We start from the raw sequence: 13,720 nt of genomic DNA on the forward strand, positions 1-13,720 counted from the left end.
CCGGTTGTGACGCCTAAAAGCGCCGCCAAACCTTCAATGCTGGGAGCGAGGCGCCGGTCATGAGCAGAATCTTGGTGGTCATTCCTTTGGTCCTGATGGCGTCGGCGGCGTCAGCCCAGCAGCAGCCCGGCCAGGATGCCTGTGCGCGCGACGTGTCACGGCATTGCCGAGCCGTGATGGGTAACGGCGACCAAGCGGTACTGGCCTGCCTCAAGGAGCATCGCGCCAAGCTGTCCAAGGCCTGCGAGAAGGTGCTGACCGAGCACGGCCAGTAAGAGCAGTCCCGCCCCGTTCGGGGAAGCAAGCAGCCGGTTCGAGGCGAACTGAATTTGCCGGCCTAAGGCCCGCTGCGGGTGCCGGTCGCAACGGCCGGCGCCTGCTCCGCGGTCCGATCGATGTCATCCTTGGCGCGGACCGAGCCGAATGGCCGCTCCAGCATGCGGCGGATGCGCACCGGATCCGAGCCGATGTGGAAATCGATCGCTCGCTGGTGCAGCTCGCGCTCGGCGCGCGTCGAGCGGTTGCGCTGGCGCAGATAGTCGATCCAGGTCGGACAGTGATAGCGCTCGGTCCAGAGTTCGGGATCGGCGATGTCGCGGGCGATCGACCAGCCATAGGCGCCGTTGCGCTGGCGGCTGAGCTGCACCTCCTGCATCAGATCATGGAAGGCGCGGGCGCGGTCCTCAGTGACGCGGTACTCGATCTCGACCACCAGCGGACCTGAGCGTGGCGTCAGCTCGAGCTGCACCTCCGGATCGGCCAGCGTCTCGCCGTCCTCGTTGCGGGCGCCGACCGGCGGCATCCGCAGCCACAGGCCGAGCAGGGGCGAGGCCATCATCAAGGCGCCCGAGACGAGCAGGGCGACCTCGACGCCGGCGGCGTCGGTGAGACGGCCCCAGCCCCAGCTGCCGATCGCAATGCCGCCGGAAATCGCGGCCTGGAAGGCGGCGAGCGCGCGGCCACCCACCCAGCGCGGCGCCGACAGCTGCACGCCAATGTTGAATAGCGCGACCGCGAGCATCCACACCGCACCGGCCACGACCAGCGCGGCCGCGGTCAACACCGGCTCGGTGCTCAGCGCCACCGCCGCCGTCGCGGCGCCCAAGGTGAGCGCGCAGGCGCGGATCGCGGCCTCGCCGGACAGCCGCTTCCTGATCTCGCCGATGTTGAGCGCGCCGACCACGGCGCCCATGCCGAACGCACCGAGCATGATGCCGTAGGTCTGCGCGCCGCCATGCAACAGGTCGCGTGCGACGAGCGGCATCAGCGCCGAGATCGAGCCGCCGATGATGCCGGTGACGAGCGTGCGGATCAGCACGATCCGGATCGACGGCGAATGGATGATGTAGCGGACGCCCGAGACGATGGCGCGGTTGAGCGGCTCGCGCGGCAGGCGGCTGGGCTCGACCACGCGCCGCCACAGGAACAGCGCCGCCAGCAGCGGCAGATACAGCAGCGCATTGGCGGCGAATGCCGCGACCGCACCAGCGGCAGCAACGACGACGCCGCCGATCGCCGGGCCGAAGCTGCGCGCGATGTTGTAGCTGATGCCGTTCAAGGCGACTGCGGCCGGCAGTGTTTCCGGCGGCACCTGCTCGCTGACCGAGGATTGCCAGGCCGGGCCCATCAGCGCCATGCCGCTGCCGATCACGAAGCACAGCGCCAACAGACGCTCCGGGGTGACGAGCCCGAACCACGCCAGCGCCGTCAGGGTCGTGGCACCGCCCAAGGCAACGACGAGCGCGACCAGCGCAACGATGCGCCGGTCGTACATGTCGGCGATGGCTCCGGCCGGCATCGAGATGAACATCACCGGCAGCATCAGCGCGGTCTGCACCAGCGCCACCTTGTCGGCCGACGACGTCATCTGCGTCATCGCCCAGGCGGCGCCGACCGCCTGGATCAGGAGTCCGAAATTGGACAACAGGCTCGCCAGCCAGATGCGGCGGAACACCGCGTGTCGCAGCGGCGCGGCAATGCCCTCGGCCGCGAACAGCTCACGTTTTTGCGGCGCATTCATGCAGGTCCGTCCACGTCGCCAGATCGCATCGAGCTATGCCGCCTTGAACTATCGCTTGATTCCGCCCGGACCTATGTGATGCCTGCGAATGTCTGCCGCTGTCCAGTGCTCGATCTCGGGATCTGGACTGCGGCCAACGAACACAAAATGAACGAGACCAAGGGGAGACCGCCGATGAAGCTGACGCGCCGCAACATTCTGCAGGGCATGGGAACCCTGCCCCTGCTCACGAGCGGTCTGACCTTACCTGTCGCAGCGCAAACGGCGGCGGCGACCGCATCGGCGGGCGAAATTCCTCCCATCCTGTTCGTGCACGGCAATGGCGACCACGCGGCGCTCTGGATGACCACGCTGTGGCGGATGGAATCCAACGGCATGCCACGGTCGCGGCTCGCCGCTCTGAATTTCACCGATCCGCTCGCCCGCAACGACGACGCCGTGGCGCAGCCGAACCGCTCATCGACCGACGACCAGCGCCGCGAGCTCTCCGAGGCGATCAAGACGCTGAAGGAACGGACCGGCGCTGCGCGCGTCGCGCTGGTCGGCAGCTCGCGCGGCGGCTATGCGATCCGCAATGTGATCAAGAACGGCGGCGGCACGGATGTCAGCCACGCGGTGCTGTGTGGCACCCCCAATCACGGCGTGTTCGACTGGGACGACAGTCCAGGCAGCGAGTTCAACGGTCGCGGCCCGTTCCTGCGCGGGCTGAATGCCGGCGACAGCGAGGTCACCGAAGGGACCGCCTTCCTCACGCTGCGCAGCGACGGCTTCGACAAATATGCGCAGGCCGACGGCCGCCTGATCGGCAAGCCGGGTGTGCCGAGCGGGATTACCGCAGAAGGGCCCGCCCTGAAGGGCGCCACCAACCTCGTGCTCGGCGCGCTCGACCATCGCGAGGTCGCGTTCCATCCGCGCGCATTCCGCGAGATCTACAAATTCATCGCCGGCCACGAGCCGACGCAGATCGCAATCCAGCCTGAGCAGCAGGTGCGCATCAGCGGCCTGGTGACGGGAACGCCGGGCGGCGCGCCGACCAATCGCCCCGTCGCCGGTGCGAGCGTGGAGATCTATCGCGTCTCCGCCGAGACCGGCGCACGCAATGGCGAGCCGGTGTATCGCGGGCAGACCGGTGCCGACGGACGCTGGGGTCCGGCCGAGGTCGATCCGGCGTCCTATCTCGAGATCGTGCTGACCTCGCCGGGCGCGCCGGTCACGCATATCTACCGCTCGCCGTTCCCGCGCTCGTCGGAGGTCGTGCATCTGCGCGCCGCGCGGCCGCTCGGCCAGGCGGACGCAGGTGCCGGTGCGATCATCATCATGTTGCGGCCGCGCGGCTATTTCGGGCTGCCGCGCGACATCGTGCTGCTCGACGGCAAGGAGCCCACCGACATCCAGAAGGGAGTACCGACCGATGCGGCAACGACATTGCGGCTGCCGGCGGGCGAGATGGGGCGCACCGTCATCGGTCTGTTCAATGAGGAACGCATCGCCGCCCGTCTTTGGCCAGCATCGGAAAGCAGGATTGCGATGATCGAGCTGACTAATTAGTTACCGGAGTACGATGACACATGACAGCCAGGAAGAGCGCGGGATCGCGCTCTCTTCCGCACGTTGCGGGCGAGGCCGCTCAATTGCCTCCGGCGCGAAACGACCGACCCGACCGGTTGTTCCGCGACTGCCGGCCTCGTGCTCCAGCGGCGCGCTTGTGAGACGCCGCGCTGACGATGCCGATCGACCGTTTCCGCCCGTGACAGCATCGTGAGGCCGTGAATGACCACCGCAGAAGTCCACTATCTGCCTCAAGTCCGATCGCCCCTGATTCCTCCGACGCCGCCGCGCGCGCCCGACAGCATGGGCGCGTTCCGTCGCGTGTTGATGATGGGCGAGAATGCGATCGCGACCTGGAGCCAGCGCGCCTATGAGGACGAGATCATTCGCGGTCGCTTCTTCGGCAGCTCCAGCTACATCCTCAACACGCCTGATACCATCAAGCATGTGCTGGTCGACAATTGGGAGAACTACGCCCGCACCGTCGGCGCCATCCGCGTGCTGCGTCCGGTGCTCGGCGACGGCCTGCTGATCGCCGAGGGCAAGGCGTGGAAGCATCAGCGCCGCACCTTGGCGCCGGCCTTCACGCCGCGCGCCGTGTCCGGCATGATCCCGCATATGGTTGCGGTGACCGACGAGACCGTCGTCCAGCTGCAGCAGCAGTGCGGGCAGCCGCTCGATCTGCGCGAGATCATGCAGCGCATGACGCTCGACATCGCCGGCCGCACCATGTTCTCGTTCGAGATGGGCCGCCACGGCGCCACCCTGCGCGATTTCGTCTACGAGTATGGCGCGCGGCTGGCCAGCCCGCATCTGCTCGACATCGTGCTGCCCTTGTCCTGGCCGACGCCGCGCGATTTCGCGCGCCGACGGTTCCGCAAGCGCTGGACCGATTTCATCGCCATGCTGATGGCCGAGCGCCGCGCGGCCGGCAAGCGCGAGGATGCGCCGCCGCGCGACCTGTTCGACCTGATGGGCGCGGCGCGGGATCCCGAGACCGGCGCGGCGTTCACCGATGCGCAACTCGCCGACGAGGTCGCGACCATGATCCTCGCCGGCCATGAGACCACCGCGACGGCGCTGTTCTGGGCGCTCTATCTGCTTGCGCTCGATCCGGCCAATCAGGAGCAGCTCGCGCAGGAGGTTCGCGCCGCGACGGACCTGAGCGATCCCGACGGGCTGCCGTTCACGCGCGCCGTCATCGACGAAACGCTGAGGCTCTATCCGCCGGCCTTCCTGATCGCGCGCGCCGCGACCGGGCCGGACCGCATCGCAGAGTTCCAGGTGAACCGCGGCGACGTCGTGCTGATCTCGCCCTGGCTGTTGCACCGGCACGAAAGGCTGTGGCAAACGCCCAACGCCTTCATGCCCGATCGCTTCATGCCCGGCGCGCCACCGCCGGAGCGCTTCGCCTACCTGCCATTCGGCGCCGGCGCCCGGGTCTGCATCGGCGCCCATTTCGCCCTGGTCGAGGCCGTGCTGGCACTGGCCCGGCTGGTCGACGCCTTCCGGATCGAGCTCGTCGATCGCGCGCCGGTCATGCCGGTGGGAGTGGTGACGACCCAGCCCGACCGATCGCCTCTGTTCAGGATCACGCCGCGTTGAGCGGCGTGATCTGGTAAGGTGCTGTATAGTTTTTTCTTTTGACCGGAATGTCCATGAACGCCACGGCCGTGCAGTTTTCTGCCCTCAGCGAGGCTGCCGATCCGCCGGTCACGGATGCGATCGCAAAGCTGATCGCCGACGGCGCCGATCACGAGCTCAACCGGATCAACCTGCTCGATTTCGCCAGCCGGACCAGGCTCGACGAGGAGCGGGTGATTTCCGGCTTCATCCATGCGTCGCGCGTCGGCCTGTTCGACCTGACCTGGAACGTGCTCTGCCCCGGCTGCGGCGGCGTGCTCGATGCGCACGGCACGCTGAAATCGCTGCGGTCGGACGAATATCAATGCGGGCTCTGCGCCTGCGGCTATGAGGCGACCGTCGACCAGCAGGTCGAGGCCGCCTTCACGGTGAGCCCGCGTGTCAGGCGGATCGCGGCCCACGATCCGCATTCGCTTGGCGTGTGGGACTATTTCAAGCAGGTGTTCTGGAGCTCCGGCGTCGAATTCGACGAGGCATCGATGGCCGCGCTGTCGACCGAGGTCGTGCTCGACACGCGCGAGCTCGCCGCCGGCGATCATACGACCGTGTCGCTGACCCTGCCGCCGCAGTTCATCATCGTGTTCGAGCCGGTGACCCACAAGGCCCATTTCATCGACGTGCAGGGCGAGCCGACCGACGAGGCGCAGCAGCTCGCCATCAAGTATGACGGCGCGCGGTCCACGGTGGAGACCACGGTGCTGCGCCCGGGGCCGCTGCAGCTCACACTCGACAACAAGGCCAAGGTGCGCACGCTGCCGACGATCATGGTGGCGGCGGACGCGCTGCATCACCTGATCGGAAGGCGCAAGCCGTTCCTCACCGCCAAGCGGATGCTGTCCAACCAGACCTTCCGCGACGTGTTCAAGGCCGACAATCTCAACATCGACCAGCGGCTGAAGATCACCTCGCTGACTTTCCTGTTCACCGACCTCAAGAGCTCGACCGCGCTGTACGAACGGGTGGGCGATCTCGCCGCGTTCGATCTGGTGCGCGCGCATTTCCGCGCGCTGCTCGAGATCATCAATGCCGAAAAGGGTGCGGTGGTGAAGACCATCGGCGACGCCGTGATGGCGACCTTCATCCAGCCCGAGCATGCGCTGTCCGCGGGCCTGCGCATGCGCGCGGCGATGCAGCGGCTCAATACCGAGCGCGGAACCGAGGATCTCGTGGTCAAGATCGGCATCCACGAAGGGCCGTGTCTCGCGGTGATGCTGAACGACCGCCAGGACTATTTCGGCCAGACCGTCAACATCGCCGCCCGCGTGCAGAGCCTGTCGACGGCGCAGGAGATCCATCTCACCGCGCCGGTCATCGACAGCCCGGGGGTGGCCGACATCCTGCGGACGGCGCGGATCACGCCGATCCAGAAGCACGCGGCGCTGCGCGGCATCGCCGACAAGATGATGGTGTATGAGATCCCGTGAGCCGGGCCGCTCGTCGGAAGCGGTGGCATGCCCGTCGAGAGACTTACCGACCAGAGACTTACCGAAATGTCATGCGGCCCGAATGTCGCGGCGGATTGCCGAAGGTGGCCGTCGCACGCATATCCAACGATGCAGGCCGGTCCACGGTCGGCAGCGACCTCGAAGAGCACGAAGGACCCCATGCTCGAAGGACTGCGCCAATTCATCGCCGACGTAGTTTCGCCGCAACAGACGCCGGTCTTCGACGACAACGGCTATCAGCTGGCCGCGACCGCGCTGCTGATCCACGTGACCTCGCTGGACGGCGAGCCGACCGACCTCGAACGGCGCAAGCTGCACGGTCTGATCGAGCTGCGCTTCGGGCTCGATCCCGGCAGCGCCGACCGGCTGATCGCCCAGGCCATGCTGGTGGAGGGTGACGCCGTCGATCTGTACCGGTTCACCAGCGTCATCATGCGCGAGCTGGATGAAGCCGGGCGCCTGCGTCTCGTCGAGATGATGTGGGAGCTGGTCTATGCCGACGGCAAGGTCACCGAATTCGAGGACAACGTGGTCTGGCGCGCCTCCGAGCTGCTCGGCATCTCGACCCGCGACCGCATCGATCTGAAGCATCGGGTGGCGGCGCGCCGGTCCGGTCAGCCGGCCTGAGCGTTCCCGCGCGGGAACCGGAGATGAACAAACTTTAATTTTGCCGTGGGTCGGCATTGTTCATCTAAACCTATGTGAATCCGAGACTATTACCGCTGGTGTGCGGGTTGCCGCAATTTGCGGCGGCTTGCATGTTCCCGCCTGCCTATGCTCTCGTCCGCCGCATCAGATGATGTTCGGAATGTGATCAAAGAGCACAATCGTGGGTGAACGTGTCACGCTCGTAACGGGTGCCTCGGCCGGGATCGGCACCGAATTGGCGCGTGTGTTCGCCGCGAACGGACACCGCTTGGCGCTGACCGCCCGGCGCGAAGACCGGCTCGCTGCGCTGGCGCAGGAGATTGCCGCCAAGGGCGGCCCGGCGCCCATCGTGATTCCCTGCGATCTCACCGCCCCGGATGCCGGCCAGACCATCGAGGCCGCTTTATCGGCTGCCGGCGTGGAGCTCGAATTCCTCGTCAACAATGCCGGTTTCGGCCTCTTCGGCAAGGCGGTGCAGCTCGACCGCGCCGAGCAGCTCGACATGATCGCCGTCAACGTGCGGGCCCTGACCGAGCTGTCGCTGCGCTTCGCCGATCAGCTGATCCGGAACAAGGGCGGCATCCTCAATCTCGGATCGGTGGCCGGCTTCCTGCCGGGACCGGGCATGGCCGTGTACTACGCTTCCAAGGCCTACGTGATCTCGTTCACCGAGGCGCTGCGCAAGGAGCTGGCGCCCCACGGCGTCCGGGTCACCGTGCTTTGCCCGGGGCCGGTGCCGTCGGAATTCCAGGACCGCGCCGGCTTCAAGCCGGGTGTCGATTCGGTGATCCTCAACGTGCCGCCAAAGGCCGTTGCCGAAGCCGGCTATCGTGGCCTGATGGCCGACAAACGCGTCGTGCTGCCCGGGCTCGGCATCAAGATCGTGCCGTTCATGCTGCGCTGGTTCCCGCGCGGCTTCATCCTCGACGCGGTCGGACGGCTGCAGCTGAGACGCAACTGACGACACTGGCCCGACGCTTGCTTTGCAAGGTGCGCTCGCTCACGCACCGTTAACCTTCGCTTAGCTATGATCGTCAGGTGATGCTCAGGCAAAACCCTTCGCGACAGCCGATCGGGACCGCCCAGTCGGACGTTCGGCCGCTGTTTTCAAGCCCGTCTCCGGCACCCGCGCCGGGTCGGCCGGTTCTCGTCATCCTGCATCAGGAAAGCTCGAGCCCCGGCCGGGTCGGCAACGCGCTGCGTGCCCGCGGCTACCGGCTCGACATCCGCCGACCACGCTTCGGCGATCCCCTGCCACAGACACTCGATGAGCATTCCGGTGCCGTTATTTTCGGCGGTCCGATGAGCGCTAATGATCCGGATGCATTCGTCCGGCGCGAGATCGACTGGATCGAGGTGCCGCTACGCGAGCAGCGGCCGTTTCTCGGCATCTGCCTCGGCGCGCAGATGCTGGCGATCCAGCTCGGCGCGCGCGTCGCGCCGCATCCGCAGGGACGCGCCGAGATCGGCTATTATCCGATCCGCCCGACCCGCGCGGGACGCAAGCTGTGCCCGCATTGGCCCGATCACGTCTATCACTGGCACCGCGAGGGCTTCGACCTGCCTGATGGCGCCGAGCTGCTCGCCGAGGGCGGCGACTTCCCGGTCCAGGCCTATCAATATGAGAACGCCACAGGCCTGCAATTTCACCCTGACGTGACCTACGCGATGATGTGCCGCTGGACCACGCGCGGCCACGCCCGGATGGACACGCCCGGCGCCCGATCGCGGCATCACCATTTCGAAGGCCGCGCCGTACACGATGCGGCCGAGCGGGCTTGGCTGATGCACTTCCTGGATGGGTGGCTGAAGCGCGAGCCGGTGACGAGGATGTCGGAGGCGGCGGAATAGGACCGGCGTCATCCTCGGTCGATTTATTGGTCAGTCGATTGATTGGGGATCTTCGGATCGAGCCCGGCTTCGCCAAGAGGCTACGCCGGGCACCACGCTTCGCCCTTTGGGCACTACGTGGCTGCGCCACGCGTAGCCCAAAGGGCGAAGCGTGGTGGAGCCAGGCGGGATCGAACCGCCGACCTCGTCATTGCGAACGACGCGCTCTCCCAGCTGAGCTATGGCCCCGAATCACGACTGCTAGAAATGGCCGCGCGTTTGGGAAGGCGGCCGGCAGATCGGGCGCCATTTACAGTCGGTGCCGAGGTCAAGTCAAGAACGGTCACATCCCGCGTTAGCCTTGACGGGCGGCTTCCCTTGTTTGCGCCGGGGGGAACCGATATCTACCGCTTAACCCTGGTCGAATTCGCGACCGAGCCCCCGAGTGGACCCGCATGCGTGCCGTTCTCGACATCGTTCTCATCATCCTCGACCTCTATGTCTGGCTGCTGATCGCCTCGGCGATTCTGTCCTGGCTGATCGCCTTCAACGTCGTCAACACGCGCAACCAGTTCGTCGCCGCGGTGGCCGATTTCCTCTACCGAATCACCGAGCCGGTGCTGGCGCCGATCCGCCGCATGCTGCCGAATCTCGGCGGCCTCGACATCTCGCCGATCGTGCTGATCCTGATCATCATGCTGATCCAGCGGGTGATCACCTACTACATCTACCCGTTCGTTTTCTGACCGCTTCGGCCGCTGTCGCCATGGATCCCTGGCGCGCAGCCGCTGGCGGCCTCACCGTCGCGCTGCGGGTGACGCCGCGCGGCGGCCGCGACGCGATCGACGGCGTCGAGACGCTGTCCGACGGCCGCAGTGTGCTCAAGGTGCGGGTGCGCGCCATCGCCGACGGCGGCGAGGCGAATCGGGCCGTGACCGAGCTCCTGGCCAAGGCCATCGGCGTGACCAAGGCGTCGGTGCGAATCACCTCGGGCATGACCTCGCGGCTGAAACAGGTCGCGATCTCCGGCGATCCTTCAAAGCTCGATCAGGCCTTGCGCGACCTCTCTGCAGCCCATAAGCCGACCGGGAAATAGACAGAGCAGACGCAAGGCAGCAGCGAGGCAGCGGATCGGTTGCTCCAACAGCGGTCCTCACCCTCCCCTGGAGGGTGAGAGCGCGCGGCAAGCGTCTTGCCCGATCAAGACACGAGTGAACGACGGCACAGGGGAGCCTGACCATGACCGCACGCATCATCGACGGAAAAATCATCGCAGCCGACCTGCGCGCCCAGGTCGCGCGCGAGGTCGAGCGGGTCAAGCGTGATCACGGCCTGACCCCCGGCCTCGCTGTCGTGCTGGTCGGCAACGACCCGGCCTCCGAGGTCTATGTCCGCAGCAAGCACACCCAGACGCAGGCCGCCGGCATGGCCTCGTTCGAGCACAAGCTGCCCGCTGATGTCTCGCAGGACGAACTGCTGGCGCTGATTGCCAAGCTCAACGCTGACCCCACGGTGCATGGCATCCTGGTGCAGCTGCCGCTGCCGAAGGGGCTCGTCACCGAGACTGTCGTCAACGCGATCGATCCGGCCAAGGACGTCGACGGCCTGCATCCACACAATGCCGGACGGCTCGCCGGTGGCCTGCCTGCACTGGCGCCCTGCACCCCGCTCGGCTGCATCATCCTGAGCAAGACGGTGCATGCCTCGCTGGAAGGCTTCAATGCGATCGTGATCGGCCGCTCCAACCTGGTCGGCCGTCCGCTGGTGCAGCTGCTGCTGAACGAGAACGCGACGGTGACGATCGCGCATTCGCGCTCGCGCGACCTTGCGGCGCTCACCGCGCGCGCGGATCTCGTCTATGCCGCCGTCGGCCGTCCCGAGATGGTCAAGCGCGACTGGATCAAGCCCGGCGCGACCGTGATCGACGTCGGCATCAATCGCATCCCGACGGCGGAGGGCAAGACGAAGCTGGTCGGCGACGTCGCCTATGCTGAAGTGGCGGAAGTGGCCGGCGCGATCACGCCGGTGCCGGGCGGCGTCGGCCAGATGACCGTGGCGTGCCTCTTGGTGAACACGCTGCGCGCCGCCTGCGCGATCGCCGGACTGCCTAAGCCGGCGGTGTAGTCGTCGCAGTCATTCCGGGGCAGCCGCGTAGCGGCTGAACCCGGAATCTCGAGATTCCGGGTTCGGCTCTGCGAGCCGCCCCGGAATGACCTTGTGAGCGTTGAACTCAACGCTCACAAGGTCACTTCTTCGCCGCCTTGGCGCGCGCGATGCCCTCGGTGATCAGCTGGTGGGCGTCGTCGGCATTGCCCCAGCGCAGCACCTTGACCCATTTGCCGGGCTCGAGATCCTTGTAGTGCTCGAAGAAGTGCTGGATCTGCTGCAGCGTGATCTCGGGCAGGTCGCTGTAGCTGCGCACCTTGTCATAGCGCTGGGTCAGCTTCGACGACGGCACCGCGATGATCTTCTCGTCGCCGCCGGCCTCGTCCTCCATGATCAGCACGCCGACCGGGCGCACGCTCATGACCGCGCCGGGCACGATCGCGCGGGTGTTGGCGACCAGCACGTCGCAGGGATCGCCGTCATTGGACAACGTGTGCGGGATGAAGCCGTAATTGCCGGGATAGCGCATCGCCGTATAGAGGAAGCGGTCGACGATCAGCGTGCCGGCTTCCTTGTCCAGCTCGTACTTGATCGGCTCGCCGCCCACCGGCACTTCGATGACGACGTTGACGTCGCGCGGCGGATCTTTCCCAATCGGGATTGCGTCGATGCGCATGGAGGGCTCCGTAGAACTTGAACGTTGCGGGTCGGACGCTCGCGAGAATGAGCGCTGTCATTCGCAGTCGCAAAAAAATCGCGACCGCGCAACAGCTACCTCGATCCCCGGCCTTCAGTTCAATTCGCCGGTGGCGCTCAAGCTTAATTGGTCCAGGCGAAGGCGACCTTGTCGAGCGACTTCGGTCCGAATCGCTCCGACGACCGCGCGACCATACGGCCACCCAAAGCGCGGTAAAACTCGGTGGCGGGATCGTTGTCGGACAACGCCCACACCACCATGCTCTTCAGGCCGCTTTGCGCGAGGTCGCGCTTGGCTGACTGAAAGAGCCGGCGACCGAACCCCAGCCCCTGAAATTCCGGTCGCAGATAAAGCTCGTAGACTTCGCCGTCGAAATGCAGGCTGCGGGCGCGGTTGCGGCCGTAATTCGCATAGCCTGCGACCTTGTCGTTGAACACCAGCACGCTGACGCGGCTGCCTTTGCGGATCGCGCTGTCCCACCATTGCGGGCCGCGCCGATTGATCAGCTTCTCAAGCTCCGCGCCAGGGATGATCCCCTGATAGGCGGAACGCCAGGCTTCATCATGGGCTGACGCCACCGCCGCCGCATCTGCAGCCTTGGCCGGACGGACTTCGATAAGGGTTGTGCTCATGACCAGATCAAAGCAAGTCGGCGGCGCGCCTTCAAGGTGCCACGTTAAAGATCGGTTAACCTGTGGACTTTCGGCATCACCGCGGCGGAAAGCTGTGCCGAAAAGGGACAATTTCGCAACATTCTCGGGCGACGACGGTGTCCTGTCACCGCACGTTCACGCCGCGGCCGAAAAACTGCAGCTGCCGGGCCGCAGCGTCGGCTAGTGTGGCGTGAGCTCAACATCTTCACGCCCGGCTGAATGGTGCTGCTTCGCTGCGTCTCCTGGTTGCTCGCGTTCGTCGTCCTGTCATGCGCCGACGCAGGGGCGCAGCCGTTCGGCCCGACCTCCTCCGAGGGCGGCCCAGCGCGACGTCAGGCGTGGCTGGTGCCGTCCACCGAGCGGGGAATCCCTGCGCATGCGCTGTTATATCGGCCGGCCGGTGATGGACCATTTCCACTCGCACTGATCGCACATGCCTCTACGCAGAATGCGCTGCGGCGAGCGCAGATGCCGCAGCCGGCCTATGCTGCGCTGGCGAGCCAGCTGGTCGCGCGCGGCTATGCGGTGCTGGTCCCGGAGCGGCTTGGGCATGGGCGCACCGGCGGGCCTTATGTCGAAGACCAGGGTGGCTGTGCTGATGCGAACTACGAGACCGCAGGACGCGCGACCGCCGCGCAGATCTCTCGCGCGCTCGCCTTCATGCGCGAGCAGCGGTTCATCGCCAGACATGGTGCCGTCGTCATCGGACATTCGGCCGGCGGCTGGGGGGCGCTGGCGCTCACCGACCAGCCGCCGCAGTTCGTCTCGGCGATCATCGTGTTTGCCCCCGGCCGCGGCGGCCACGCCGACGACGTGCCGGGACGCGTCTGCGCAGAAGCCCGTCTGCGCGACGCCATCAGCGCCTTCGGACGCAGCGCGCGGGTGCGCGTCACCTGGCTGGTCGCCGCCAATGACAGCTATTTCCCACCGGCGTTCTCGCGACAGCTGGCCGATGCGTTCACTTGGGCTGGCGGACGCGCGAACTTCAGCGTGCTGCCTTCGTCAGGCGACGAAGGTCATTGGCTCATCGAGCGCGACGCCGGCGTGGCGCTCGCTTCCGATGCGCTGGCGCACGCCCTTACCGTACCGCTCGCGCCGCGATCGACCCGCCTGGCGCCGGATGAGTAGG

General features: G+C 66.6%; 14 protein-coding genes and 1 tRNA gene. 11 read left to right on the forward strand and 4 right to left on the reverse strand.

The annotated features are described in order from the left end of the window. Positions 1 to 59: 59 nt before the first annotated feature. On the forward strand, positions 60 to 275 hold the full coding sequence (locus tag LQG66_RS22280; RefSeq protein ID WP_231317822.1) for a cysteine rich repeat-containing protein: 216 nt from the start codon (positions 60 to 62) through the stop codon (positions 273 to 275). A 62-nt stretch (positions 276 to 337) separates the two neighbouring features. Here the strand turns inward: LQG66_RS22280 and LQG66_RS22285 are convergent, their stop codons facing one another. Next, complete coding sequence (locus LQG66_RS22285) at positions 338 to 2,020, reverse strand: MFS transporter (protein ID WP_231317823.1); 1,683 nt, start codon at positions 2,018 to 2,020, stop codon at positions 338 to 340. A gap of 174 nt (positions 2,021 to 2,194) precedes the next feature. On the opposite strand from LQG66_RS22285, the gene LQG66_RS22290 reads away from it, so the two are divergent. The 6 genes from LQG66_RS22290 to LQG66_RS22315 all read left to right on the forward strand — a co-directional run bounded on the left by LQG66_RS22290 (position 2,195) and on the right by LQG66_RS22315 (position 9,156). After that, positions 2,195 to 3,568 (forward strand): hydrolase, encoded by a 1,374-nt coding sequence (locus LQG66_RS22290; protein ID WP_231317824.1) that lies wholly within the window; start codon positions 2,195 to 2,197, stop codon positions 3,566 to 3,568. Positions 3,569 to 3,790: 222 nt separating this feature from the next. Next, the gene (locus tag LQG66_RS22295) at positions 3,791 to 5,173 is read left to right on the forward strand and encodes a cytochrome P450 (RefSeq protein WP_231317825.1); all 1,383 of its coding nucleotides are present in this window, start codon (positions 3,791 to 3,793) and stop codon (positions 5,171 to 5,173) included. A 53-nt stretch (positions 5,174 to 5,226) separates the two neighbouring features. Continuing rightward, positions 5,227 to 6,636 (forward strand): adenylate/guanylate cyclase domain-containing protein, encoded by a 1,410-nt coding sequence (locus tag LQG66_RS22300; RefSeq protein ID WP_231317826.1) that lies wholly within the window; start codon positions 5,227 to 5,229, stop codon positions 6,634 to 6,636. Between the two features lie 180 nt (positions 6,637 to 6,816). Beyond that, a complete protein-coding gene (locus tag LQG66_RS22305) occupies positions 6,817 to 7,284 on the forward strand; it encodes a tellurite resistance TerB family protein (RefSeq protein ID WP_231317827.1) in 468 nt (155 codons plus the stop codon). Positions 7,285 to 7,486: 202 nt separating this feature from the next. Continuing rightward, positions 7,487 to 8,266 (forward strand): SDR family NAD(P)-dependent oxidoreductase, encoded by a 780-nt coding sequence (locus LQG66_RS22310; protein ID WP_231317828.1) that lies wholly within the window; start codon positions 7,487 to 7,489, stop codon positions 8,264 to 8,266. Between the two features lie 80 nt (positions 8,267 to 8,346). After that, positions 8,347 to 9,156, forward strand: a complete 810-nt coding sequence (locus LQG66_RS22315) for a glutamine amidotransferase (protein WP_231317829.1) — start codon at positions 8,347 to 8,349, stop codon at positions 9,154 to 9,156. Positions 9,157 to 9,308: 152 nt separating this feature from the next. Here LQG66_RS22315 and LQG66_RS22320 read toward each other — a convergent pair. Next, a tRNA-Ala gene (locus LQG66_RS22320) sits at positions 9,309 to 9,384 on the reverse strand. 206 nt (positions 9,385 to 9,590) lie between these two features. On the opposite strand from LQG66_RS22320, the gene LQG66_RS22325 reads away from it, so the two are divergent. The 3 genes from LQG66_RS22325 (at position 9,591) to folD (ending at position 11,259) form a co-directional block, all read left to right on the forward strand. Then, a complete protein-coding gene (locus tag LQG66_RS22325; protein ID WP_231317830.1) occupies positions 9,591 to 9,881 on the forward strand; it encodes a YggT family protein in 291 nt (96 codons plus the stop codon). Between the two features lie 20 nt (positions 9,882 to 9,901). Next, positions 9,902 to 10,231 (forward strand): DUF167 domain-containing protein, encoded by a 330-nt coding sequence (locus LQG66_RS22330; RefSeq protein ID WP_231317831.1) that lies wholly within the window; start codon positions 9,902 to 9,904, stop codon positions 10,229 to 10,231. Positions 10,232 to 10,374: 143 nt separating this feature from the next. Continuing rightward, positions 10,375 to 11,259 carry a bifunctional methylenetetrahydrofolate dehydrogenase/methenyltetrahydrofolate cyclohydrolase FolD gene (folD, locus tag LQG66_RS22335; RefSeq protein ID WP_231317832.1) on the forward strand — a complete coding sequence of 295 codons (885 nt, stop codon included), beginning with the start codon at positions 10,375 to 10,377 and terminating at the stop codon, positions 11,257 to 11,259. Positions 11,260 to 11,380: 121 nt separating this feature from the next. Here folD and ppa read toward each other — a convergent pair whose 3' ends face one another. After that, complete coding sequence (ppa, locus tag LQG66_RS22340; RefSeq protein ID WP_231317833.1) at positions 11,381 to 11,917, reverse strand: inorganic diphosphatase; 537 nt, start codon at positions 11,915 to 11,917, stop codon at positions 11,381 to 11,383. Between the two features lie 143 nt (positions 11,918 to 12,060). Then, a complete protein-coding gene (locus LQG66_RS22345) occupies positions 12,061 to 12,570 on the reverse strand; it encodes a GNAT family N-acetyltransferase (RefSeq protein WP_006611902.1) in 510 nt (169 codons plus the stop codon). 240 nt (positions 12,571 to 12,810) lie between these two features. On the opposite strand from LQG66_RS22345, the gene LQG66_RS22350 reads away from it, so the two are divergent. Then, a complete protein-coding gene (locus tag LQG66_RS22350) occupies positions 12,811 to 13,719 on the forward strand; it encodes an alpha/beta hydrolase family protein (RefSeq protein WP_231317834.1) in 909 nt (302 codons plus the stop codon). The last annotated feature ends 1 nt before the right edge of the window (position 13,720 follow it).

Source organism: Bradyrhizobium ontarionense, from assembly GCF_021088345.1.
Taxonomy (GTDB): domain Bacteria; phylum Pseudomonadota; class Alphaproteobacteria; order Rhizobiales; family Xanthobacteraceae; genus Bradyrhizobium; species Bradyrhizobium ontarionense.